This window comes from uncultured Nostoc sp. (assembly GCF_937863485.1).
Taxonomy (GTDB): Bacteria; Cyanobacteriota; Cyanobacteriia; order Cyanobacteriales; family Nostocaceae; genus Nostoc.
In genome coordinates this window covers 12,982-38,108 of record NZ_CALMFY010000151.1, presented here as the reverse complement: position 1 = coordinate 38,108, position 25,127 = coordinate 12,982, and the positions used below count along the sequence as shown (strand labels likewise).

General features: G+C 40.4%; 17 protein-coding genes and 2 pseudogenes. 5 read left to right on the top strand and 14 right to left on the bottom strand.

Features of this window, described 5'->3' with window-relative positions; genetic code table 11:
* Positions 1–33: 33 nt before the first annotated feature.
* The 3 genes and pseudogenes from Q0541_RS19420 to Q0541_RS19410 form a co-directional block, all read right to left on the bottom strand.
* Positions 34–1,521: a glycosyl hydrolase family 57 gene (locus Q0541_RS19420; protein WP_298913783.1), complete on the bottom strand. Its 1,488-nt coding sequence runs from the start codon at positions 1,519–1,521 to the stop codon at positions 34–36.
* 1,174 nt (positions 1,522–2,695) lie between these two features.
* Entirely contained in the window at positions 2,696–3,553 is an 858-nt protein-coding gene (locus Q0541_RS19415) for a glycosyltransferase family 2 protein (protein WP_298913780.1), read from the bottom strand.
* 275 nt (positions 3,554–3,828) lie between these two features.
* Positions 3,829–4,159, bottom strand: a pseudogene (locus Q0541_RS19410) (3-ketoacyl-ACP reductase); the annotation flags it as partial.
* A 704-nt stretch (positions 4,160–4,863) separates the two neighbouring features.
* On the opposite strand from Q0541_RS19410, the gene Q0541_RS19405 reads away from it, so the two are divergent.
* Positions 4,864–6,105 carry a ScyD/ScyE family protein gene (locus Q0541_RS19405; protein WP_298913777.1) on the top strand — a complete coding sequence of 414 codons (1,242 nt, stop codon included), beginning with the start codon at positions 4,864–4,866 and terminating at the stop codon, positions 6,103–6,105.
* Positions 6,106–6,458: 353 nt separating this feature from the next.
* Here the strand turns inward: Q0541_RS19405 and Q0541_RS19400 are convergent, their stop codons facing one another.
* The 3 genes from Q0541_RS19400 to Q0541_RS19390 form a co-directional block, all read right to left on the bottom strand.
* Positions 6,459–7,334, bottom strand: coding sequence for an SDR family NAD(P)-dependent oxidoreductase (locus tag Q0541_RS19400; protein ID WP_298913774.1), 876 nt, complete (start codon positions 7,332–7,334; stop codon positions 6,459–6,461).
* A 1,616-nt stretch (positions 7,335–8,950) separates the two neighbouring features.
* The gene (locus tag Q0541_RS19395; protein ID WP_298913772.1) at positions 8,951–9,211 is read right to left on the bottom strand and encodes a hypothetical protein; all 261 of its coding nucleotides are present in this window, start codon (positions 9,209–9,211) and stop codon (positions 8,951–8,953) included.
* A gap of 1,418 nt (positions 9,212–10,629) precedes the next feature.
* Complete coding sequence (locus Q0541_RS19390) at positions 10,630–12,312, bottom strand: alpha/beta hydrolase (protein ID WP_298913769.1); 1,683 nt, start codon at positions 12,310–12,312, stop codon at positions 10,630–10,632.
* A gap of 311 nt (positions 12,313–12,623) precedes the next feature.
* Here Q0541_RS19390 and Q0541_RS19385 point away from each other — a divergent pair, with 311 nt between their 5' ends.
* The gene (locus tag Q0541_RS19385) at positions 12,624–12,818 is read left to right on the top strand and encodes a hypothetical protein (protein WP_298913766.1); all 195 of its coding nucleotides are present in this window, start codon (positions 12,624–12,626) and stop codon (positions 12,816–12,818) included.
* A gap of 21 nt (positions 12,819–12,839) precedes the next feature.
* Here Q0541_RS19385 and Q0541_RS19380 read toward each other — a convergent pair whose 3' ends face one another.
* The 5 genes from Q0541_RS19380 to sat form a co-directional block, all read right to left on the bottom strand.
* A complete protein-coding gene (locus Q0541_RS19380) occupies positions 12,840–13,754 on the bottom strand; it encodes an ion channel (protein WP_298913763.1) in 915 nt (304 codons plus the stop codon).
* Between the two features lie 163 nt (positions 13,755–13,917).
* Positions 13,918–14,814, bottom strand: coding sequence for a DUF2382 domain-containing protein (locus tag Q0541_RS19375; RefSeq protein WP_298913760.1), 897 nt, complete (start codon positions 14,812–14,814; stop codon positions 13,918–13,920).
* Between the two features lie 155 nt (positions 14,815–14,969).
* Positions 14,970–15,878, bottom strand: coding sequence for a DUF2382 domain-containing protein (locus tag Q0541_RS19370; RefSeq protein WP_298913757.1), 909 nt, complete (start codon positions 15,876–15,878; stop codon positions 14,970–14,972).
* A 662-nt stretch (positions 15,879–16,540) separates the two neighbouring features.
* Positions 16,541–18,640: a caspase family protein gene (locus Q0541_RS19365; protein ID WP_298913754.1), complete on the bottom strand. Its 2,100-nt coding sequence runs from the start codon at positions 18,638–18,640 to the stop codon at positions 16,541–16,543.
* A 160-nt stretch (positions 18,641–18,800) separates the two neighbouring features.
* Positions 18,801–19,979, bottom strand: a complete 1,179-nt coding sequence (gene sat, locus Q0541_RS19360; RefSeq protein WP_298913751.1) for a sulfate adenylyltransferase — start codon at positions 19,977–19,979, stop codon at positions 18,801–18,803.
* Between the two features lie 216 nt (positions 19,980–20,195).
* On the opposite strand from sat, the gene Q0541_RS19355 reads away from it, so the two are divergent.
* Entirely contained in the window at positions 20,196–21,908 is a 1,713-nt protein-coding gene (locus tag Q0541_RS19355) for a tetratricopeptide repeat protein (protein ID WP_298913748.1), read from the top strand.
* Between the two features lie 46 nt (positions 21,909–21,954).
* Here the strand turns inward: Q0541_RS19355 and Q0541_RS19350 are convergent, their stop codons facing one another.
* Complete coding sequence (locus tag Q0541_RS19350) at positions 21,955–22,287, bottom strand: hypothetical protein (RefSeq protein ID WP_366941898.1); 333 nt, start codon at positions 22,285–22,287, stop codon at positions 21,955–21,957.
* A gap of 159 nt (positions 22,288–22,446) precedes the next feature.
* On the opposite strand from Q0541_RS19350, the pseudogene Q0541_RS19345 reads away from it, so the two are divergent.
* Positions 22,447–22,698: pseudogene (locus Q0541_RS19345) on the top strand (IS630 transposase-related protein); the annotation flags it as partial.
* Positions 22,699–22,884: 186 nt separating this feature from the next.
* Positions 22,885–23,325 carry a cupin domain-containing protein gene (locus Q0541_RS19340; protein ID WP_298913745.1) on the top strand — a complete coding sequence of 147 codons (441 nt, stop codon included), beginning with the start codon at positions 22,885–22,887 and terminating at the stop codon, positions 23,323–23,325.
* A 57-nt stretch (positions 23,326–23,382) separates the two neighbouring features.
* On the opposite strand, the gene Q0541_RS19335 is transcribed toward Q0541_RS19340, so the two are convergent.
* The gene (locus tag Q0541_RS19335; protein WP_298913742.1) at positions 23,383–23,673 is read right to left on the bottom strand and encodes a hypothetical protein; all 291 of its coding nucleotides are present in this window, start codon (positions 23,671–23,673) and stop codon (positions 23,383–23,385) included.
* Between the two features lie 110 nt (positions 23,674–23,783).
* Positions 23,784–24,839: a tRNA 2-thiouridine(34) synthase MnmA gene (mnmA, locus tag Q0541_RS19330; RefSeq protein ID WP_298913739.1), complete on the bottom strand. Its 1,056-nt coding sequence runs from the start codon at positions 24,837–24,839 to the stop codon at positions 23,784–23,786.
* Positions 24,840–25,127 lie beyond the last annotated feature (288 nt).

Below are 25,127 nucleotides of genomic sequence, written 5' to 3'. Positions count from 1 at the left end.
ATCTATATCCGTTCCAGTCCCAGTTCAATTCATCTACAATAAATTTTCGCCCCGTTGATAAATTTCCCGTGCATAGTCAGTCCAAGCACCTTGTCCCCAATAACGAAAACAACTGGTTTGCAGCAAAAGGTTATGTAGGAGAACGTTACGGTAGTAAAATTGTCTGTTAACAGGTTCAGTTGAATCAATTTGCTGTAATGGATCAAATTTTTGATGGAATAAACTGCTTAGTTTATACATGGGGGACAAGACATTTTCATATCCTTTCACCCAACTGATATGATTTGTCCACGAGGCTCCATCCATGTGAAAATTAGAGTTTATTTGCTTTAATTCTTGAATCGCATTCTCTACAGCTTCCGGTTGGCAATTGTCTGGTGAAACTCGCTCCCAAATCTGATGTTGTCCAACTGGCTGACAACTTGGATAGTCTTCAGGTTTGCATCCAGCAGCCTCTATTAATTCTAAATATTCTGTACCACACATCCCAACAACACCTGATTTTCCTCCGCCGTTATTGAGCATATCCCACCAAGCTTGTTTAAAAGCGCTAGGAAATTCATTCATCATCACGCCACCATTTTCACCATCTCCAATTTGGCTAACTATTGGTGGCACAAATACACTACCAATTTGTTGTTTGGATAAGGTTTTGGCTTCATAATAAGGCTGCATTTGTGCAACTAATTTAGTATCCGAACCTTGGGTTTTAATTAAGGCTGTGATACTAATTGTTTCGCCTTGAGAATTGCGGGCAATCAGACGATGTGGGAAATGTTTGTGGGTAAGAGATTGACCACTAATTGTTTCTACAGAATGTTCTTGAACAAGTAGCCAGCGATATCCACATTCTTTCAGCGCTTTCACAAATTCAAACAGAGCATCAGGGTGATTTGGTAGGTGCATTTCTGGGGGCGAAAATCCTTTGACTCGCCCTAGTGCTTCCCAGCCAAAAATTGCCGCAAAGTGATGTTGCCATGCGATGATATGCAATTTAATATCTGGTATAGGTGTGGAAGGAATAACTGCATGGCTCCACATTGTACCCAGCCACTCTACATAAGGTTGATAGGTGCGATCGCAAGTGATGCGTTTGAGATTATCGAGAACATCACTGCGTCCCATTTGCCGCAGTCCCCACAAAAGATTACCAGAGTAATCCAACATCACACGCGGATTGCAACCTTGATTTACAAGTTCGGGGATCAAGTCTCCCATGCGGCTGTAACAATAAGCAAAAGGATCTGCATTGTGGTTATCCCCTTCATGAGGATGTTCAAACATATATTGCAGATTGCTGATCAGTGTACCATCATTTCCTGCGGGTATAGTTGGCTGGTGCATGTGCAAGGCGATCGCAAACACAGCATTCACATCCTCTAAGCGGATATTTGTTGTTGGCAAAAATACTGGTTTATTATGGTTAACTACAGAGATAACCTCTGTTTCCCAACCAGAAATATTCGGCAAGCCATCAATGATTTCGGGCAAAGGAGTAAGAGTCGTGGGGAAGGAAAGCATTTCTGATTGCTCCGAAATAAGTTATATCTATAAAACTTGCATGAGTATCTAATAGCACCTGACTCAGTATAGATACAATAAATACCTTGAGTCATAACATTTTGAATTTGGTGATTTTCAGTAACTGCGAACTCAGGCAAGTCTATAGCAATCCGATTTCATCAAATAGGATTGCTATAGTAATTATCGGTGCAGTCTACCCAGATATTCGCATCTTTATGTTCTAGTAATTGATAAAGTTTGTTTACCATCTGCTAATATGTCAGATTTTAGTCAGAATTTTCTGATTAGCATGATTTGGCCCTTTTGGCAAAATATACTTACTCCATGCTGCTGGCGTTGATTAGGATGCTGATTGCCCATGTCTGGAGAGACAAGTCGCCAAGAGCGTCTGGGCGTCTGTGCCAGTTATTGGCAGCAATGTGTAGAATTGATTCCTAACTTTTTAGCAGTAAATTTAACACAATCAGGACTTACGTAAACAATAGCCGAAAAGAAAGATTTTCTTCTTAGGGCAACTCATGAATTGCCCTAGAGCGCATGTAGTTTTGCGTAAGTCCTAACAATGTTACCAAAATTATCGCGCTTTACTAAAAGTTATTGTTCACAAGGTTGTTCCAGATCGTGTTCTAGGCCCAGGCAGAAGTGAAGCACGAGTCCGCAAACGCCGCCTGAAAGCTTACCCCTTGATGGCAAAATCCTGCATCAATTACATAAGTAATTGCAAACTGCTTAAACCACAAGTGTTTCTGCTTTTATTATTGCTATTCGGACTAGTACGTTACGGCGGAAATAAACCTACCATCTCAAATGGGTAAAAAGCCCGGAATACAATTCTTTTGACTTTTGACTTCTGACTTCCGCCTTGCGGTACTAGATCCCCTGGGGTGCATTCCAGTTTTTATTTTGTAATCAGAGAATAACTTGTGATTGCGAACGCAAGAGCGTCTCGTAGAGAGGAGGGACGACGAACGCAAGAGTGTGTCGCAGACAAACAATCCCACAATCTCTCACTAAGCATCAGTTGATGGGATTGCCACGCTCCACTTCGTTGCGTACCCTACGGGAAGGCTCCGCCTACGCAATGACAGGCAAAAAAGTGGGATGCTCCCGATCCCCTGTTAGCTAAAGTAGTCACAAATTCTAGTCTTGAATTTTATTGCAATCCTTTTTATCAGGTTCGACTATATTTAGTTAATCTCTGCCTAATCGATTCAGGTAATCGTTCTGGATATTTATAAAAATAAAATATTTTTAATAAAATAAAATTCATGTTCCGAGCTAACCAAATTTGCCATTGCTCCATCAAGGATAGTGTTTTAATATAATCATTAAATAAATGTTTAATTCGCGCTGTGCTGGTTCCTCTGGTAGAATCATCAAATGTTTTTGTTCCTGGATAATATCTATAGTTACCCCAAGTCTCATTGAAATACTTAACATGAGATGAACAAACCGCTTTCAAGAGGAAATCTAAATCCATTACATAATGAGCTTCTACTTTATAGAGTCCGATTTGCTGATGCAATGATTTGTGGTAGAAGTAAGCAGAGGGATTTACTGGAAAAGAAGCATCGATAATTCCATCATCATTAACTCGCCTTTCTAATAGTAAATCAATCGTCCGTAATCGGTTAGGTTTATTAATATAAATTAGTTGACCTTTTTGATTCAAAATATTACAATTGCCAACAATAAAGCTAGGCTCTGGTAAAGTTTGGAAAATTTCACAGATGCGATTAAGAATATTTATTTCATAAAAATCATCAACATTTAAAACACCAATAATCTGTCCTTGTGCCATAGCAATTCCTTTATTCATAGCATCAGATTGTCCTTGATCCTTTTCACTAATCCAGCGGATGTGGGGATATTGATTGGCTTTATCCTTAATAATGTCTACTGTTTTGTCACTTGAACCTCCATCTACAATGATATGCTCCACTTCTAAACAGTTTTGGTCAATAACAACTTGAAGACAAGATTCTATAAATCTCTCCCCATTATAAACTGGTGTAATTATACTAATCATTAACAACTACCTCTTGTGAGTATTCCAAAGAAAAAAATAAATCAAACAATTGATCTCTAATAATAGAGTTCCCCATTGGCACAAGTTTCTAACACAATACGGTTCAGTGTAAGTAAGTCGGTGCTAATATTTAAAGCTATGTTAATAAATTTAAATCATTGGTGCGTTGTCGCGCAGTGCAACGCACCATCAACGATTCAAGGTGCATTAAGATAAAGGCAATTGACCGCAGAAGCCTCAAAAAATTTAGAAATTACGCGCAGACACGCAAAAAATCATGTTCTTGACAAGAACAAATCACCGAAACGATGGATTCTTGTCAAAAAACTAGTTTTTGACTCGGCTGTTGTTTTCTTGGTGCTGGCGGAATTGCTATTCGTAAAATTAGCTCTAGCAACCAAGGAGCAAAGCGTTGACACCATACGGCTAAATGATCCCATCCGACTAAAATTTCTACTGAATTATTTTGTATTGCAGTGACGAGTGCTTTAGCCACTTGCTGGGAAGTCATGGGGATCACCCAGCGAAATAATTTTAAGTCGCGCACCATGTCTGTGTCTGTCAGGGAAAACAGTAATGCAATCCTCAGATATTGTGTTCAGCTATAGTAATCCTAAATCATTCGTGAAAAGTTAGATCCCCGACAACTTTTACAAAGTCGGGGATCTGGACACCGCGAATTTGAACGAAATCAGATAGGACTGCTATAGCTCTTGGCGCAAAGCTTGGGTAAATCCTAAGATAGCAAACTTGGTAGCTGAGTAAGTCAATCGCCTTAACTTGCTGAAAATTGAGTTTTCTCTGGAGGGTGGGATCAGATTTTTCCAGACGTTGGAGTTCATTAAGTAGATACTTATCTGTACGTCCCTACAGCCGATTCATGTGTTGCAAAGATTTTTGGAAATGGTATGATACAACTCAAAATTAAGAGATTCAGATTTAATCTGGGTTTCTGGGTTTGAATCTGTTGCCCTATTTTAGAGAATTGTTATAATTTGTAACCAATTAAAAAATTTTCAAACTTCTCTAATTAGCCAATCTTACAACAAATAGACTTGTCCAAAATTTTATAACTCAGTCTGTACAAGGGTTTTAAAGGTTGACTATATGTCTTCATTCAACGTATCAATAAGGGTTTGGCATAGTTGATAATAGTTTAGAGAGAAAAAATAGGATTTTTAAATTTTGAGTGGCAACATGATTTATTATGCTGTACAATCCGCAGAAACTACATACGGCAAATATTAGTATTTATAAAGATAAAATATAAAATTTTATCTTTACGCAAATTTAATTTTAGGACAGGTCTAATGAAACTAAAGCGATTTGGGATTACATTTTTGAGTGTTTGTATTGCTGCTTTTTCGGGAATGAAAGCAGCAGAGGCGGCATCGTTTTCGGTAATTGCCGATGGTCTTAATAATCCACGGGGTCTAACTTTTGGCCCTGACGGGAGTCTCTACGTCACAGAGGCAGGAACGGGCGGAAATGGAGCTTGTGTTCCTTCACCGAGTGCCCAAGGCCAATCTTTATGTTATGGCACAACTGGTGCAGTGACAAAAATTGGAAATGGTACGCAAGAACATGTACTTACAGGACTTCCTTCTTTAGCATTACCAAATGGTACTGATACTGCTGGGCCTCATGATATAAAATTTGATGCCAGTGGTAAGCCTTATATTGCAGTTGGGTATGCTTCTAATCCCACATTTCGCGCCAGATTAGGTAACACTGACTTAGGAAAAATCATCACTGCTAATTTCAATACAAATTCTTGGACTAGTGTTGCTGATTTAGCTAATTATGAACTTGCAAATAATCCTGACCAAGGCGATCTAATTAGTAATCCCTTCTCTCTTCTTTTGGATGGAAATAATATTATTGCAGTTGATACTGGTGCTAATGAGTTACTCAGTGTAGGGACTGATGGGAGTAATTTAAAGGCGATCGCCACAATTCCCCGGCAGACATTAACTAATCCAGTTTTTCCCTCTGGTGCATCGTCATCACCATTTGAAATCCAAGCAGTACCGACAAATATCGCCAAAGGCCCAGATGGCGCTTATTATATTAGCCAATTAACTGGTTTTCCTTTTCCCGAAGGTAAAGCAAAAATCTACCGAGTTGGTTCTGATGGTCAACCAACAGTCTATAGCGATGGCTTTACCCAACTTACTGACTTAGCTTTTGATCCTGAGGGTAATTTGTATGCTTTGCAGTACGCTAATCAGTCACTCTGGAAAGGTAATGTAGATGGTTCTGTGATTAAAATAGCGACCGATGGAACTCGCACAACCATTCTTAATGGCAATGGACTAGAGTCTCCTACTGGTTTGACTATTGGTGCTGATGGTGCTATTTATGTGACAAATCGAGGCGATAGCCCTGGACTTGGACAAGTTCTCAAAATTGAGAATCCCAGGTCTGTTCCTGAATCTAGTTCTACTTTCAGCTTATTAGCGCTTCTTGGCACTGTGAGTGTTACTTTGTTGCAAAAGGGTAAAACCAAACGACTTAAGGGACTTCCAGAAAATAAATTATTCCCTAAATAAAAATGATCTGAATTTGATGTCTAAACCTCATCTATGTTGAAAACCGTAATTTTTGCCCTCATCCTAAATCTCTCTCCCAGTAGGGAGAGGGACTTTTTTCCGGCTCCCCTTCTCCCAAATTTGGGAGAAGGGGCTGGGGGATGAGGGTTTTTTCTTTTCATACGGTAAAGAACTACAGTTTTCAAGGTGGACGCGGTTTATTTAGGAAAAATACGAGTTGGTGGAGAAGATTTTAAGAGTTCCTGTCCTACATGGACAGGAACTCTCAAAAGTGTTACTTAATCGCCAGTGGCTCAAAAATCAGCGGTTGGTGGTAGATATACCATCCAAGGTGTTAACGCTGGGATAAATAGTTATAGTGACTTGACCTGACATTGAGTTTTTCTGGACAGTAACAAATCGCCAAAACGCTGCATCTTAACCAAAAAACTCAGTTTTTCATGAGGCTGTTGTCTTCTTGGGGCTGGCGGAGTTGCTATTCGTAAAATTAGCTCTAGTAACCAAGGAGTAAGGCGTTGACACAATACAGCTAAATGACTTTGCCATCCGACTAAAATTTCTGGTGCATCCCTTTGCATTCCGGTGATCAGTGCTTTAGCCACTTGCTGGGTAGTCATGGGGATCACCCAGCGAAATAATTTTAAGTCGCGCACCATGTCTGTGTCTGTCAGGGAAGGCAGTAATGCAATCACTCGGATATTGTATTCAGCCAATTCCTGGCGCAAAGCTTGGGTAAACCCTAAGATTGCAAACTTGGTAGCTGAGTAAGTCGCCATAGTTGGTGCTGCTACTTTCCCCATCAGACTCGATACATTGACGATTGTTCCTTGCCTTTGGCTGGCCATGCGTCGAGCGATCAGACTAGTAAGGTTGTACATTCCTAACAAGTTCACAGAAAGTTCTTCTTGAACTTGGGGCATTTTAGATTGCAAAAACGAACTTTGGTATGCGACTCCTGCACAATTAACCAGCAGGTGAATCTGTCCGTAATTGCGCCACAGTTGGGCAACAGCGATATTCACTTCAATTGTCTGCGTCAAATCTAATGCCACGATCGCAGTTTCTGTGCCCATCGCCTCGATTTCCTTAGCTAACTCGACTAACTTTTGGCGATCCCGTGCTACTAATATCAGCCGCTTAATGCCTTGTTGCGCTAGTTCAAGAGCGATCGCTCGTCCAATACCACGCGAAGCCCCTGTAATTAGGGCTACTTTACCTTGAATATCCATTGGTTTTATCCTCCAAAATTTAAGTCTTACCAAACTCTTCGTTATTGCCGATACACACAATCAACAGCTATTCGCTTGTGGGCACAAGGTAAGACAAATAATCAATCGCAATTGAAATCAAATTCAAACGAAGCCTTTAGCAACGAGATATTTCTTGGTTAATCTGCAATCCCTCATAATTGTCTATACGAGGCAGAAATTTCTCATTTTTAAACCGTCAAAGCCTAAAATACTTGGCTGAATGCATGTAGCTCATAGATTTTACTTCTCCTAGATCCGAGCGCTCATCAGCATCGTTGTCTTACACACATTAGCAATTAAATCAAGGTATTGCAATATTCTTTAATCAGGATTTCTTAATACTTCTTAACGACAAGCATATATATGCAAAAGATTTTATTAAATAAGTTTTTATGAATACCTCAGTACAAATATCTCACTTTCCTGACAATTAGCTCTGATTTGGTGAAATTGTTATACCTAACTCATAACTTAGAAACAAAAAAGACATACAGCGTTTTTGTTTATGGTTGCAAAACTTATGTTGTTCAGCTATTTTGCAGAATTGCATCAGTATATTTACTTATTTAGATAAAATCAAGGTTTCTGATTTTTATTTATTAAAAGAATAGAAGAGAGTTAAATTATTGTCTTTAATGCAAATTACAACGGCATATTTATCTGCCAAAACTTTAGGACAAATGGTAATTTGTATAGCTTTAGCTTTGAGTTTATCAAAGAAATGCTTGAGACTTGCTTGGTATATAGCAAACTTAAATCATTCGTAAACAACAAGATCCCCGACTTCTGAGAGAAGTCGGGGATCTAAGGCTTTCAAGTAGTGAGCTATTTATCATTCTATAAGTAGTTAAACAGAATTAATTACACAATGTCATTGCGAATGGAGCGTACTCCTTCTCTACGAGACGCTCCACGAACCCAGAAGCAAGCTACGCGGTAGCGTATCCAAGAGTTGCAGAATGTTCGCAATGACGAGAAATATTTTTGTCCACCTACTTATAAGGTTCTCAATGGCTAGAGCCGCTTACTACGAGCTTTGATTTAATTAAGCCCTTCTATTTATTCCATATCTCAACAGAGAAAATATCGGGAATTTTAGTATGTTTACCTAACTTACTCCAAACTAATAGACAGACTTGCTTATTCGTTTGGAGTAAGTTAGGTAAAAAGAGTTTGGTTATCCACAAGTTATTAGATTGTGATGAATATGGTCAATTTATGAAGTAGCAGCGCTTATTTCCCTACTGGACTACTTAAAGCTGAACAGTCTTAGGGATAAGCGCTACTAAAGATTATCGACGGTTACTCGTGGGTAACGTCAATGTTAAATTCCTTTAAGAAAAGTAGGTAGGTAACAATAAACGTATGTTAAGATTATTCTGAGAAATAAACATGCTCATGGCTCGTAGGATAAGTCAATTAGCAATTGAGGCACGTGTAAAAGTAACTTAACCTGCGCTAACAGGGTAAATTATTTCAAACGCGACGCTTTATTTCTCTAAAGGCGCAGTTAATCGTGTCTTGACGTTTATTGTTTCCCTTCTACTAAACCTCGTAGGTTTGCCTATAGCAATGAATTTTTTATCCTGCTAGAATCAGCTGTTGCCGTTGCCGATAATGGAGCCATTAGCTCCACCAGGTCCACCAATTCCACCATTTCCACCATTTCCACCATTTCCACTTGCATCATTAAGACTCAATAGATTGACAGAACCATTGCCAGCGTTGCCACCAGTGCCATTAGCATTGCCGCCATTAGCACTGCCGCCATTAGCATTGACACGAACTCTGGTTCTGCCACCAGACAGATTAGCTTCTTCGTTGGTGCTTAATGAAGAAAAAAGTGTGCTTTCCATGATTTTAGTTCTCGCTTGATTGTTGGGATTAAAGTCACGTCACTCAAAAGTAATAAATATAAACGTAAAGTGTATATTTAGTAACTTTTTTGTGCCGTTAAGAGTATTATTACTCCTCTTACGAAATAGGTCAAGCAGTTAAATATTTAAGAAATGTGTATTACACTGGTTCAGAAAAATATTACATAGTTACTATTTATACAAATTTAATTAAAAAGAAGTTTTTATTTATCAAAAAATCGCAGGCGTCAATATATATTGATATAAAGATGGCGATTTAAAAGCTTAATTTTCTCGAAAAATGTATAACTTAAGCTAATTACGTATTAATACTGATAAAATAACTAAAATTCCCATAATTCAAGATATAATCAAGCTACCAGATAACGTTTTTATACCAATTTTACTTAAACAAAATTTATAAAACTAAAAACTGGGATTCGACATTTTTGAATAAGTATTTTTACGCTAGATAATTTGTTTGTATCATTTTATACAGTATTAGTTGTAACATATATAATTTCTTTTAATATTAAAACGTTTAATTTTGCTGAATTATTGATAAATTGGAAAAAAGCTTTATTGAATACACAAATTTTTTGTAAATAAATAAAGAAACGATAAAATTTTAGAAAAAAAATATAAAGATTTTATGTTCGTTCTAAAATGCGCTAATTGTTATTTAGACTTAGCTGTATATAACCTTGATATTTACATAGGAAACACATAAATTAGGCACGAATAAACCTAACTATATAACAGAATGTAAAACTATCAAAGTCTTTGTGATTGCTTTGTTGCACTCTGTTTCACTCGCAATGACATACTTATAAATTTCCCCACCCACCTACTTACAGGCAAGGCACTTATCAGTTATAAAAACAAAAGCCGTCGCTTTCGCCCTGGAGGGCGAAAACAGCAAAATTATGAGAGGTTTGCCAAAAATATCATTGAAACAGAAGAGAACTTTTATTTTTTGGATATTCCTAAATCTTGGTCGTCACGCTAAGGCTAGGTAGATTTTTTTGGCGAGATTATTTGCACAACCAAAATGTTCTTTAGCGCTCATGCTCATTGACCCTCAACCAGACTTTCTTCGCCTAGTCGAAAACGACGAATATCTTCCGCCAATCAATAAATGGATAAGGCTGGGAGCAGGGCTATTTCGTTCTAAACATAAACCGCCCAGAACTAAAGTTCCTCTTTTATAACTAAAGTCCGTTAAAACTGAGATATTCCACCATTCCCAACAACCGCCTGAGAATGAATTCTCAGGCTAATAGCTAAAGTCTTCTAAATAAGACTGAGCAAGGCTTTGAGTCCACTTGAGTGGAAAATAAAAAAATGTATTTCGAGACACGTAATACAAGAAATACTACGTCAGTTGACTCAAGCCCCTAAATTTATTTTGGTGGTTCTTAATTTTGACTTTTGACTTTTGACTTTTGACTTCCCAAAGGGGCTGGCCCATTCCAAATTTGATTTAACTGATCTGCCGACAAGGACTGTAAAATACTAAGATTCAGAGGCTCTTTACTGATAAATGTGGCGTAGGATGGCTGCAAATATGATCGGTATTCAGAGCGATTGAGGAGATGGGTTTCCATAAAAGCTACACTCAGGGCATCAAGATAGGAATAAACAGCAACGCGATCGGGGCCCAGTAAGGTAGACGGTACAGGTAACACATCATCTTTAGATTCTCCGATCGCCGAAAAGTGGGTGGCGTTTTCAATCAAAGCTAGATACTTATTGGAGTCAGAAAGCCAGGTGAAGGGGCGAATTTGCTCAAATACAGGTGGGGCGAAAATATCTTGACTACCTGCTACCAGCATTACCGGAATTTTAATTTGACTGACTCCACCCTCACCCAAAATTGAGCTGTCAAACGGATTAATCGCCATGACAACCTTGATGCGATCGTCTTTAAGTTCGTAATTTAGTGGTGGTAACTTAGTTGCTTGACACTGCAAAAAGAGCGACAAATTAAAGGATGAATTATTGGGATTACAGTCTAGCTTTAGTTGCCCAAAGTTAATATTTGCTCCTGCTAGAGTCAAAACAGTATAACCACCAAAGGACTGACCGATCGCCCCAATTTGCTGAAAATTGAGTTTTCCCTGGAGAGTAGGATCAGATTTGTCTAGACGCTGGAGTTCATTGAGTAGATATTTGATATCTAAAGGTCGGTTGATAAATTCTGCTGCGTCTGGCGGCCCTGCCAAACCCGCAAAGTATAGCTGAAAGCGTTTGGCATTACTACCAGGGTGTTCCAGTACAGCAACGGCAAAACCATAGGATGTTAGATGTTCAGCCAGATAAACAAAGGTAGAGCGGTCTGAGGCAAGTCCATGAGAAATTACAATCAGGGGAAAGGGAGGCGAGGGCAGTTCTTTAGTGCTTGGTGAACCTGCTTTTGGCAGATATATATCCACGGGTAGACGGCGATTGCGAGAAATGTCATTTAGCTCTAGGCTTTTTTTCTGCCAACTGTATTTTCCAGGCGATCGCAAATCTGGCTGTTTTGAGAAGTCAATTGTTGAATTGGCTGCTTCAGCGATCGCTTCTTTTTGAAGAGAGGCAAAAACTTCATCCTTTTTTTTGATCAATTGCGACAAGTCATCGACTATCCTTAACCCCTCTGTGAAATTCACCCGGATAGTGTTGCTAGGAAATTTCCGCAGCAAATTCACAACTGTTAAGCCCTCTTGATCAGCAGCAGACAAAATCAAAGAGGCACGTATGGCATAAAAGCCGTTCTGTCGAGACTCAGTGAGGAGTAATTTTCCCAGTTGTTGCACCAGCTCCTCACCTATCGGTGAGTAGGTAACTTGAGATACTAATGTCGGAGTGACATTGAACCTTTGCTGAAGTAAATCCCGCAGTTGAGCGAGTTGTTCGGGAGTAGCACGGTTAGCATAAAATGAAAAATCTTGATCGATTTTGCCTTTTTTAGCAAAAGTTTCCAGCGAGTCCACGGACAAGTAAAATTCCCCGAAGGGAGGATAAAAAAAGCTAATGCGCTCAGCTCCCAATCCGGGAGTAGCAGTCAAAAACGTAGATAGCAAACCTAAACCCAGGTATCTGAAAAATTTTTTCATTAGAAAAGCCCACTGTCTAACCCTGCCATACTTGTTTGGGCAGGGAGGAAAGCGGGGCGGGATCTATAACCGCTTTCCTGTTTACTTGGTTTAGATATATCAAACAAGCTACAAGCACAAGAAAGCAAGTACTTACTAACTATAGTTTCACATATACGCTTTAAACCGGCACTGAATTAAATTTCGGGGTGCTAGAGGCGCACAGCTAGTTTGCTTATTATCCTGAGTTATTCAAAACACATGGTTAGTAAATTTTTCAGCTAAACAGCACCAGTAGGGCGATAATAGATATAGAGATCAAAATATTTTATATGTCCTTCTCCTCCTGCGCCTGTTGTGTTGTCGTCCTCAATCAACAACAGAAGCAAAATATCTCTCACCAAAGCCAGTGTCAGAATGTACCAGTTAACTACAGCAAGAGCGTGGTTAAAAGTTGCACTGTAATTGAAAATGGTCGGGTTGTCGTTAAACCCTTACAACCACCACTCAATCAGACTTTGGAGTAAATTTCAGGAATTTAATCCCCTTTAATCTAAAGGTAAAACATCGTGGAAGCGGTTGTAATCAATGTAGCGATGTCCATCGGGTGTGTGGTGGAAGATATCGACAAATTGATTGTTCCACAAAATCTCATTAGCACCATAGCTATGACGGGCATTAACCACTTGTGCAACGGTTTCATCAATGCCACTCAAAGAGATAATCAGCATACTATTTGTCTGGGTTAACGATTCTGATGTCATCCCATATAGAGGACTAAACTCATCAATGACATGCATCACTGACCAGCTTAACGTGAAGCTAGGTGTTTGGTTCCTCAGCAGTTTGAGATCGTAGAACCGACGCATGAACTGCCCTTCTTGGGTTACTTCGTCGCGCATTAAGTAGACTCGCATCTGCGCCTCCAAAATTGTATTGCGACGCTTATTAGCGGTGCGAAATATCAGAGTTGGCATGGCATCATGAGGTGTAATTACAGCAACACGGCTAAAAAGCACACGGGCTGTGGGTCGGGAGAACCGAGCAAACGCTAGTCCTGTCATTACAGCAATTCCCACCAAACCGATCATTGCTTCAATCGTGACAATAATGTTGGCGTAAGTTGTTTTAGGATACATTGCCCCATAGCCGATGGATGCTAGGGTTTGCACACTAAAGAAAAATACATCTAAAAAAGAGCCAGGTCGGGCGTTGGCAATACAATCTCCTCCTATCAAGTAAGCTAGGGCAAATAGAGTATTAATAGTTACATAAAAAGTACAAATCAGGATCAGAAAGGCAATCCAGGGAATCGTTAGCAGCAGATGGTAGGGATCGCGCCAGTAAGAATACCATGCACCAATACCCATAATCTCAAATTTTCCATCTCGAACTTCAATCTGAATCGGTGGGATCAGACGCTCTCGTTTCTTCCGTGAAAGTCTCTTGAGTCGAAATTTCATTGCAAGTAGCCAAAAGAACGGCAACTGCTTAGTATTGTAAATTAAGTTGCTTTGGAGACAGTCTACTTACCTGCAAGGGAACGGAAATTTAAACATTCTTTTCTTAAATTAGCAAAAAAATAGGGTGAGCAATACCCACCCTACTAATTGGTCTTCTAAAAACTTATTTTTCTGGCTTTATTGATTGATCTTTAGAACAGCGGTCAAACCACTCCTGGTATTTTTTCTGCTGTGACTCATCTTCAACAGCAATGGTCACTCGCACCAGCTTGCATCCATGATTTCGCTCTAGTGCGATCGCATTCAACAATAAACTAGCAGTTTTAGGCGAAGTAAATTCGCCGCTTACCGTTAAAGCGCTGTCAAAATTTGTAACTTCAAGTCTTTCTACTTGGGTCAAGTCAATACCATCAATTTCCTCTTGTCCTAAATCAATTTCTGCGAGTTGTTTGTGTTCTGGGCTAATTTGTTCCACAATCAGCTTTTCACGCCGGACAGGAACTTGCACCATCCGGGTTTCGATTACTTTGCGAACAATTACCTCACCAACTTTCCGCTTGCTGCTTTCAACAACTAGTCGTTCTTCTAATAGACGAATAATCTGTTCTTCGCTAGCCTCTTCTGAATTTGTTGCCTCAACTGGGCTATTTGTAATTTGATTATTGGCTAGTTGCTCAGTTGAGTTGCTATCGCCTGGTGTTTCTCTCTCTAAATATTCAGGCATATACTCGATTTCTGATTTGTTTAAGTCTATGAAAACAGATTTAGTCGGCTTGTCGATTTTTTTGATTCTCTGGCTCTGCAATCGAAATAAAGAAGGACGTTTATCGGCTAATTGCTGATTATATTCTCCAGTTTGTTGATTCACCTGGTTAGATATAACTAAGTTTAGCCGACGATTAGCATCCACAATTAAATCATGAACTACTCCTACTAGCTGACCTTGCTTATCGATGACAGTAAAATTATTTACCTTATTTTTCAAATCTGCTAGTGAGCTGCTAGTGCGAGAGTTCGAGTTTGCCTGTCCAATGTTTTTGGCCATCGGTTGGCTATTCATATGCAAAATTTATGAACTGCTTTTTACTTAGCTAAATTAAATGTAGTGCTGATTCTGACCTATTATAAGCACAGGTAAAGCTAATTTTATAGCCCCACCTGCACTGTGGCGAATTAATTATTAGCCATTAGCTAGTAACTAATGACTATATTTAGTTAGCGTTCTTCAATCGGAAGATTACCAGAATTCACATCTAACTCTTCACGACGCACGGTTTCTTGAGTTTCAACTGTCTCTTGATCTACCACTTTTCTAACTCTGACTTCTTCACGCAAAAATGCTTCTTTGCGAACATCAGGAGTTTCTTCGTGGATTTCAATCCGAGCAACTTCGCCTTCACGGAAATCTGCTTCGCGCCCAGAAACGGCAGTACCTGCATCTGCTGGAGTTACGCGCTCAATCACAACTCGCTCTCTTTCTATCGGGATTGCAATCCGTGCAGTATCAGTCTCAACATGCTTACCAATCGATACTTCTCCAGTTTTTTGGCGTCGTTTACTGGCAATCAGCCGTTCTTCATACAATTTCAGAGTTTGATTCTCTTGCTCATTTAACCCAAACAAAGAAGGCTCACGTTCGTAAGTATAGTCATCACGGGTGTAAGTGGGCGTAGGCGTCGGTGTCGGTGTCGGTGTCGGTGTCGGTGTATCCAATGGTGCTAAAGCGTCTACAGATGTTGAAGCCTCTACAGGAAGGGTGTAATCTGTGGGTTGGCGATATACCCCACGCACCCGTTCTTCATAGTCATAATCAAGGGTTTGGCGTTCATTGAACTCAGGTAAACTTTCTGCTTGCGCTCTATTCAAGCCAATTGTGTAGACGCGATCAACGTTATAGTCGATCCGGGCACGACCAATTGGTAGTAACACTTTTTTACCAAAAATCCAGAAGCCTAAGTCAACCACTAGATAACGGAAATGACCTTCCTCATCCACTAAAACATCGGTAACACTACCAATTTTTTCATCACTTCCTTGTGTATAAACCCCAAGCCCATTAATATCTTGACCTTCAAAGCTATCCCGATAGTTAGGCTCAAAATCTGCTAATTTGTAAAGAACCATTATATTTTACCTCAAAAATTTTCTTGGCATCTCCTAATAAATAAAGTAGACACTTAACTACTTATTTACCTCCGTCTAGCGAATGAATTATTTAAAAAGTTTAATAATCAAAAGTTATAGATATTTGATGATGGCAGATAAACCATGTAAATACATAAAAGCATAGCGGTATTAAGTGCAATTTCGCATCTCTACATTAATACAGTTTAGTTAAAAATAATTGTAGGTTGGGTTGAACGAAATGAAACCTAACAAATGCCCGTTTAGGTTAGGTTTTATTCCTCAAACGCCACTTGCAAGGCTCGTCGGGAAACTGCATCGTCCTTGGCGTCTCCCCTTCTCCCAAAGGAAGAGGCTAGCGCCTGCCGTAGGATGCCCAAAGGGCTGTAGGGAGAAGGGCGCAGTGGCTTCCCAACCTATGCAATATATTTTATGTGGCTCTAATTCAAGCGTATTGATCTGTACATGGTTTATCAAAAGGTAAATTTTTCAAAGTACTAAGATACTCAACTTCTTAGAGGTTGTTTGAAAAGTCTAATTTATTACTTATACCAATTCTATGTGAGGTTGGACTCTATCATTCAGAAGCGATCGCCTGATCATATCGTTGCAATTTTTTAAGTGAATTGTTATATACACAACTAAGTTAATGAATTCCATGTTTATACAATCTGAAAACTAAAGCTAAAACTTGCCCAATTATTTACATCCAAGATATATGAGTCGGCTGCTGTGCCATTCATCTCCGTTTTGAGGGCGCTGGCATTATGTAAGTCTTGTAGCAAGGCTTGTGCAACGTCTAATGGATTCAACAATGGACCAATCGGTTGTTCTTCGGCTGTGGAATATTTAGTAGTGTTCAAGGCGGCGAGAGTTGCACTAAAGGGGGCAGTACTAAAAATCAATTGTTGTTCGCACTCAGAAGCTAGTCCTGAAATCACCCATTCGGAAGCAGCATTAGTTTGGGGTAGGGTAATGGTTTCACCTGGGGCGATGACGACTTGTTGGAGGAGGGGTTTGGTGTCCGCTGTGTTTGGTTCTTGGGGGTTCCAAGAGTAGAAGGCAATTGCTGTATGATTATTGTTTAATCCCAGCAAGATTAAATATACCGAGCGATCGCTCTGGTTTTCCACTCGATATTGCATTTGACTACCAACTGGCACAACGGGAGTGGGGAGTGATTTTTTAATCGAAGTTTCAGTTTTGAAAGTTCGTGCTGTTTGGCGCTGCATGACGACGCGAGGCGATATCTCACTAATTATTTCTAAGGTTGCCTTCAGAGCCAAGCGGGAAGAACCTTGATTTTCTGTAAGTCGCCATAACTTGGCTGCAAGCAAGGTTGATAATTTTGGCGCTAACTTTTGTACTGTTAACTTTACTGCTTCTCCTTCTTCCCCAGTGGTATTGGGAATTAGCTCGCCACCAAGAGAAAATAGACCATAATGACTGGGAATTTCCTGTTGCTTGGCAAATAGATAATCAGCTGGTTTTTCTCCTGCTACTACGGTGGATACATGGGAAAATCCAGCAAAGGCACTTGTAGCGTCTACCCGCTCAATTCTTTCCAATCCAGTATCCAGAGCAATTATTAAATTAATATTTCGGGGTAAAACCCGGACTGCTTCTTGGACGAGTTGCCCGACTTGGAGGGAATTTGCACCTTCAATTTTATAAATTTGGGCTTTTGCAGTTAACCCAGTCCGCGATCGCAATACTAATTGCTCTGTTGTTTCTAGGGTGAATCGAGAATTCACTCCGTAGTATAGCAGCACTTGTGGAGGTAATCCTGCTAACCACAGATGCACGGTTTTGCCGTCTTCTTCAATGGCACTCACCGCACCTTGGGCACCGATCATACTGTCTGGCAATAGAGACGTTATATATTGATTTTTCTGATTACTTAATAACGCTGGTTGCTGTTTGCTACCCAATTTGGATAGAGAATTTTCTACATGAGAGAGGGCGACTTGAATTGTGGTGGCTGGGGTGAATTCCCACAAATACTGCGTCAAGGCGTAGGTAAATAACCCGGCACTAAAACCAGAAAATAGTCCTTCTCTCGCCGACTGCTTTGGATTTGAGGTAGCTGCTAAAACAATTGGAGTGCTGGGTAAGTTTTGAGTTTTAAGTTGTTTAAGAAAGTCTTCCTCTGCTGCTAACTTTGCTACTGACTCCTCAAGGGTGCGAATTTTTAATCCTAATACTGTGCTAGGAGCATAAAAGCTAGTATCTAATACTGCTGTTACTCGGTCTGTGGGGAGCGATCGCAATAATAGCAGTAGAGTTTCTTCTAATATATAGTTGACTATTTTCTCATCTTGTAATTTTTTACTTACATTGGCTGCCACCAGAGCATTTTGCATTGGATCTGACGATGTTTCCAATTTGACACGGCTGCCATAGCCGCTAAAGTGAAATACGACCAGATCACCGGGTTTAGTTTGCTTGCCCAAGTGATCCAAAAAAGCCGCCTCAATGAATTCCCTGCTAGCTTCTTCCTCAGTTAAGGTTAAAATATCTGACCCTTGGAAGCCAAAGCGGTGAATCAAAAGTTCTTTTTGTAGTTCTACATCCGTCAGACAACCTCTGAGGTCTGGAATTTTGGGGTATTGGTTAATACCTATTAACAAAGCCAACTTGCGCGGACTGGGTTGTGCCAAAGCCTGATAATAGCGATTTCCCAAGGTCAACCACTCAGCTTCAGTTATCCCCAATACCGCGAGTATTGAGCCAATTCTGTGTAAAAACGTGCGCCGTTTCATAATTAGCTATCAGCCCTCAGCCCATCAGCTAGCAGCTTACAGGAGTTACAGTTTATGCTGTTTGCTTGTTGATCAAAGTGTGGGTAGTGGGGGAGATGAGGAAGATCAGGGAACAGAGTGAGAAAGAATAACTAATGCCCAATACCCAATGCCCAATGCCCTAGACCGATACTTCTATCCGCATTGCCCGTGCCAACTCTGCCGCCACCTCTGGACGGGAAAACTCTGGTGGAGGTAACTCACCGCGCCGCAGCATTTCCCGGACTTTTGTCCCAGATAAATGAATGCGTTCCTCTGGCTTGCTGGGACTGGTTTTAGATGTTGCCATCTGCTTAGTACGCAGGCAGTAGAAAGCGTGTTCAAATTTCATCGGCACAATGCCCAATTCACTTGGCTCAAACTCGTCAAAGATGTATTGAGCATCGTAAGTGCCGTAATAGTCACCGACGCCAGCATGATCTCGTCCGACGATAAAGTGAGTACAGCCGTAGTTTTTGCGGACTAAAGCATGGAATATTGCCTCACGAGGGCCAGCATACCGCATTGCGGCTGGATTAATTGCCAAAACCACCCGGTCATCAGGGTAGTAATGTTCTAGCAAAATTTCATAGCAGCGCATCCGCACGTCGGCGGCAATGTCATCATCTTTTGTAGCCCCTACCAATGGGTGCAAAAAGAGTGCATCTACTGTTTCCAACGCGCACTTTTGGATATATTCATGAGCGCGATGAATGGGGTTGCGAGTTTGGAAACCAACAATGGTTTTCCAGCCATTTTCTCGAAACATTTGCCGCGAGGCAGCCGGATCAATTTGATAGGTGGGAAACTGGGGATGAGGTTCGCGTTGCAGTAGCCAAATATCGCCAGCCAGATGTATTAAACCTTGGTTATAGAGTACCTGTACACCTGGATGATTGGCATCATCAGTGCGGTAGACCTTTATTGCTTCGCGGGTTTTGTCGTAGTGGTATTTTTGCGTGAGTTGCAAAACCCCGATAAACCGACCGGCGGGGTTATCTAGACGGAGCAAGTCGCCTTCTTTCAGGCGAGAAGCGACTTCTTCGCTTACTGATAATGTAATCGGGATTGACCAAACAAGACCGTTAGCTAGTCGCATTTCTGTCACAGTGCGATCGTAGTCTTCCTGGTTCATAAAACCCGTCAGTGGACTAAAAGCACCGATCGCAATCATTTCTAGATCAGAAACGGCGCGATCGTCAAGTTGCACTCGCGGCAAAAAGTCAGCTTTTGAGAGAAACTCTGCTCTTTGTTCTGGTGTGGCGATCCGGTTAACCAACTGTCCACCGTGCGGGGCTATGGCATCTGAATTTTGACTCAACGTAATCCCCTCTCTGCTTTTACTGTTATTGTTTCAGATTATGTACTAACTTATCAAATGCTGGTACGTAGAGAAAAAATAGTTGGAAAAATAGTGTCTTTTCAACCTATCACAAGATTTACCTGAGATAAGAACTGCTTTCAGTTTCCTGCAACTCCAGACTAATAATTGGGAAAAATAAGTTTGAACTCAAGAACTAGCCTTTGGAGGTTGCAAGTGCTATCTTACTTACGTGTGCTAGCTTCAGCTTTACTTAGACCATTAAGAGCAATCCGTCGATTCGTTAAGTTTTTAATAAAACAAGAATATCAAGCAGACGGAGTAAGACATTTAAATCTAGGACTTGACTTATATAATCAAGGACTTTATCATGATGCATTAAAACAGTTCAGTCAAGCTTTATCTTATTTTCAAAGAATTAAAGATTTAAAAAATGAAGGTACTACTCTTAGTAATATTGGGGGTGCTTATCGTAGTATTGGACAATATTCAAATGCTTTAGAGAACTATCAAAAAGCGCTTTTTCTTCATCTTGAGGTCATGGATCGCAAAATGGAAGGAAAAACACTTTGTGGTATTGGGGCAGTCTATTCCTTATTAGGACAATATTCAGAAGCACTACAGCACTATAATCACTCCTTAATAATTAGTAGAGAAGTAGGCCATCTATCTAATGAAGCTGCTACTCTCAGTAATACTGGCTTAATTTATGAAAGGCTTGGACAGCCTCAAAAAGCCTTAGATAAATCTCAAGAGGCACTAAAAATTTACAGGAGTCAAAATCATCGAAATGGTGAAGCATCTGTTCTTAACAATATAGGACAAATTTACAATGAATTAAGCCAATATCCAGAAGCATTAGAGCTACATCATCAAAGCCTTAACATCCAGCTAGAAAATAATCATTTATCAGGTCAAGCCTCTTCCCTGAATAATATAGGATGTGTTTATCGCCAGATGGGACAATACACAAAAGCGCTAGAACACTATAAAAAAGCTTTAAAAATTTTCAAACAATTAGATGATCGCGCTAACGAAGCTACAGCCCTCAATAATTTTGGAGGTATTTATGATCAGACAGGACAGTATCAAGAGGCATTAAAATATTATCACCAAGCTTTATCAATTCGTCGAGAAATAGGAGCGCAGCAAGACGAAGGTACTACTTTAAATAACATTGGAGCAGTTTATAGTTTTCTAGAAGAATTCCCAAAAGCACTTCAATACTATGAAGAAGCTTTAAGCCTACATCAGCAGATTGGTGATCTTGGTGGTCAAAGTACAACCCTCAATAATATAGGTCATATATACTTTCGTTATGGAAATTATACAACGGCTTTAAAATGCTATCAAGAAGCATTAGTAATAGCGAGTAAGATGGGCGATCGCGACACAGAGGCTATTGTTTTGAGTAATCTTGGGTTACTTAACGCTAGTTTAAAAGACTTTGAAAAAGCATTAAACTATTACGAGCTTGCATTAGCACTTCGACGAGAAATTAATGCTCGTCCAGGTCAGGCAGAGACTCTCTATCTCATTGGTGATGTCTATTGCGATTTAGCAAATTACTCAAAAGCACAAAATTATCTTCAAGAAGCTCTAGCGATTAGTAAAGAAATTGGAGATAGTCTGAGTGAGAGTAATACTCTTAGTATTTTAGGGTTGATGTATAGACATTTGAAAGAGGATGAAAAAGCTATAAAATACTATCAGCAATCTTTAATTATTTGTAACCGATTAGGCAATCGTATGACTGAACTTCAAAATATTGAACATATAGGCGAACTATTTATTGAACTAAAACAACACTCCAAAGCACTGAAATATTATCAGCAAGCATTAGCAGTAGCTAAAGAACAGGGTTATCAAAAGAATGAAGATAAAATTATTGAGATCATTAATGAAATTAATGGTTGTTTATCTGATTAATTGACTGAACCTTGGTTAGAGATAAAAAGTGGTCGCTATTCCAGTACTATGCTTTTTGAAGCTGCAAATACTCCAATAGTAGTAACCGCAAGTAATCTAACGTTCTAATATAACTCTTTATCTGTTGATAATTGCCATTACTGCCAAAATAAAAACTCGCAATTTGAGCTACATTTAAAACTCGCATAGCTTGTAATTGCTCAATTGCGTGGTCTTTATTGACAATTCGATCTGTGGATTGAAATTGACTAGCATAACCTCTGAGATTTACTGTTAAAAGTTCAAGTTCTTCTAACAGAGAAAACTCTTCATTCTCTGAGAGAAACTTTATAGCAATTTCTTGTCGTTCGGTGCGACTACTTTGATATGCGTTAGTCAACTGCCCTAACAATTGAACAATGTTTTTCTTAGTAAATTCTTGCTCATTTCAAATTGCTTCAGTCATCGTTGACTCCATAAGTATAGCAACCGCCTTGGCGGTTATGACATAAACTGGAAGTAGTCCCAAATCCTCCTTCCGCGCGATCGCACTCATTCCATGTCCAAACCTTACAGTTACGACCTGCGTCAGAAAGTTATCCAAGCCATAAAGCTCGATGGATTGAAGATTAGTGAAGCAAGTCTTCTATTCAACATTAGTCGCAACACCATCAACCTATGGCTAAAGCGGCTGGACATTACTGGGGACTTTCAAGCGTTGCCTAATCAACCTCCCGGTAATGGACACAAGATTTCCGACTGGACAAAATTCCGCGAGTTTGCCTTATCTCATGGAGATATAGTAGCGTCACCCCGATTTGGTGGCAGTGTTTCCCTTTTCTCTATATAAAACCAACAAAAACACGTAAGGATTCAGGTGGGGGGTATTGACAGAGGGGACAGTTGGGATAGAGGATCACAATCATGACGTAAGTAGCAACCTAGAAGAGGTAACTGAAAGCGAGATAATGAACTCACTATAAAGGTAACTCAATGTATGATTCCAGTAATTAAATCTCCCAAAGACTACCAGGTATATCGTATCAGTCCCGATGCCACGAATCGGTTAGCGATCGTGTTCGATAAGGCAAGTGCTGACGTCTCCCCTATAGTTTGTGTAGAAATTTTTGACGTGGGCGGGAAGCAACCCCCGAATCGGCATCAGTCGGCGGTGGAAATGTTTTTCATCCTTAAAGGGGAAGGACTCGCTCACTGTGATGGTAAGGCAGTACCAATTCAGGCGGGGGACAGCTTTTTAGTACCTCCCACCGACATACATTTTATTGAAAATACCGGGTTGGGTCGCTTATATGCCCTAAGTATTATGGTGCCAAATGACCATTTTGCTGAACTGATTCGCAGTGGAATTGAGGTGGAACTGGATGAGGAGGATTTAGCAGTTTTGCGTCGCACTGCTACACCATCTTTGACAGATTAAGGAAATGGCACAAATGTCTGTGAGGGTGCAGGAAAAGGCGGTACGAATCGACCCAAGTCATCGCCCACACTCCCCGCTTTTACGATAGACAGCTGAACTATCGCCTCTATATCCAGTTTTCGGAACTCGAATCGCTCCTTTTTTATTAAAGTTATGAGCTTTGCGTAGATACTTTAAAGGTTCAATTCCTTTTCTAGCAGCATGGTCTAAGATACTTTGAGCAACACTGGTATAGGTAGCAGCATCCCATTGATCCATGTATTGTTGAATCCCTGCCGCCTCTGCTGAGGTATAGCCTTCTAATAGCTGTATTAAAAACGGATCAGTGATTGGCTCTTGTTCTGGCATTATTATCCAATTTAAACACAAAAATACCCCTCCAAAACTCAGTGCAGCTTTTGCTTATCTGAAGTTAAAAGAAGAGGCAGTTTTGGCTTCTAGCAAAACCGATGTGACATTCAACTAAATTGTTCAATAATTCCGCCACCTAACACTTTCTCCCCGTCGTACCACACCGCTGCTTGTCCGGGGGTGATGCTGATTTGGGGTTCATCAAACACCAAACGCACACGGGAGTTTTCCAACGGAATCACCGTCACTGGTGTAGCCGTAGAACGATAGCGAATTTGCACTTCGGCATGAATTGGGGTGGATGGTTCAGCAATAGAAACCCAATTTACCCGATTTACAGTGCATTCTGGTTGAGTTACCTTAGTGCGATCGCCTACTACTACCTTATTATTTTCCGCATCTAATTCAATCACATATAGCGGTTCGGCAGCAGCAATCCCCAAGCCTTTGCGCTGGCCAATGGTGTAGTGATGGACACCATCATGCTGTCCCAAAACTTTGCCTGTCATATCTACAATATCGCCTGTTTTGGGAGCTAAATATTTATCCAGAAATGCCCGCATGGAACCGTTACTTTCCACTAAACATAAGTCTTGACTTTCTGGTTTATCAGCAGTTTTCAGTCCGTATTCAGTCGCAATCCGGCGGGTGTCAGTTTTTTCTAGTTCACCGAGAGGGAATATAGTTGCAGCAAGTAAATCTTGAGACAAATCATAGAGGAAGTATGACTGGTCTTTATTGCGGTCAACAGCTCTTAATAACTGGTAACGTCCAGTTGCTTCGTCATAGCTAATTCGGGCATAATGACCAGTGGCGATGCGATCGCATCCCAATTGTTCATGGGCATACTGCACCATTGGCCCAAACTTCACCGTTTTATTGCACTGGGAACAAGGCAAAGGAGTGATCCCAGCACTGTAACCAGTCACCAGGTAATCGACAATATGCGTCTGAAAGAGATCCCGAATATCCACAATCTGATGGGGAACGCCCAATTGTTCACAGATATCAGCCGCGTCGATCATACCTTCAGAGCAACATTGACCTTTGCCTTTCATTAGCCAAAGAGTCAAACCAATCACTTCATAGCCCTGATGGTGCAGGATAGCTGCGGCGGTGGAACTGTCAACGCCACCAGAAAGACCAACGACGACTTTTTTCATACAAACACGACACGATATGCGTGGTTGTACCATTGTAGCACACACTCTTCAAAGCCTTGCTAGTAAAGCACTTCAGTTTTAAAGTAACTAAATTAGCGTAGGTGTAGCCCATCGTAGACATCGCTGTTCCCTCTCCCATCACCCTTATCTAAGATTAGTTACAGATGTATTTTTTGCCACGCAGCATGAGCTAATTTGACGTTAAGGCTATATATAGCGCCTCTGGGTTGGAGTCCAATAGATACCTAACCCCCAACCCTTGTAGCGTTGGGGAGTAAGATTCAAAGC

What these genes read in the sequence shown, in the direction of transcription:
- Q0541_RS19420 (WP_298913783.1), bottom strand. Translation starts at nt 1,521, where the DNA reads ATGCTTTCCTTCCCCACGACTCTTACTCCTTTGCCCGAAATCATTGAT.
- Q0541_RS19415 (WP_298913780.1), bottom strand. Translation starts at nt 3,553, where the DNA reads ATGATTAGTATAATTACACCAGTTTATAATGGGGAGAGATTTATAGAA.
- Q0541_RS19405 (WP_298913777.1), top strand. Translation starts at nt 4,864, where the DNA reads ATGAAACTAAAGCGATTTGGGATTACATTTTTGAGTGTTTGTATTGCT.
- Q0541_RS19400 (WP_298913774.1), bottom strand. Translation starts at nt 7,334, where the DNA reads ATGGATATTCAAGGTAAAGTAGCCCTAATTACAGGGGCTTCGCGTGGT.
- Q0541_RS19395 (WP_298913772.1), bottom strand. Translation starts at nt 9,211, where the DNA reads ATGGAAAGCACACTTTTTTCTTCATTAAGCACCAACGAAGAAGCTAAT.
- Q0541_RS19390 (WP_298913769.1), bottom strand. Translation starts at nt 12,312, where the DNA reads ATGAAAAAATTTTTCAGATACCTGGGTTTAGGTTTGCTATCTACGTTT.
- Q0541_RS19385 (WP_298913766.1), top strand. Translation starts at nt 12,624, where the DNA reads ATGTCCTTCTCCTCCTGCGCCTGTTGTGTTGTCGTCCTCAATCAACAA.
- Q0541_RS19380 (WP_298913763.1), bottom strand. Translation starts at nt 13,754, where the DNA reads ATGAAATTTCGACTCAAGAGACTTTCACGGAAGAAACGAGAGCGTCTG.
- Q0541_RS19375 (WP_298913760.1), bottom strand. Translation starts at nt 14,814, where the DNA reads ATGAATAGCCAACCGATGGCCAAAAACATTGGACAGGCAAACTCGAAC.
- Q0541_RS19370 (WP_298913757.1), bottom strand. Translation starts at nt 15,878, where the DNA reads ATGGTTCTTTACAAATTAGCAGATTTTGAGCCTAACTATCGGGATAGC.
- Q0541_RS19365 (WP_298913754.1), bottom strand. Translation starts at nt 18,640, where the DNA reads ATGAAACGGCGCACGTTTTTACACAGAATTGGCTCAATACTCGCGGTA.
- Q0541_RS19340 (WP_298913745.1), top strand. Translation starts at nt 22,885, where the DNA reads ATGATTCCAGTAATTAAATCTCCCAAAGACTACCAGGTATATCGTATC.
- Q0541_RS19335 (WP_298913742.1), bottom strand. Translation starts at nt 23,673, where the DNA reads ATGCCAGAACAAGAGCCAATCACTGATCCGTTTTTAATACAGCTATTA.
- mnmA (WP_298913739.1), bottom strand. Translation starts at nt 24,839, where the DNA reads ATGAAAAAAGTCGTCGTTGGTCTTTCTGGTGGCGTTGACAGTTCCACC.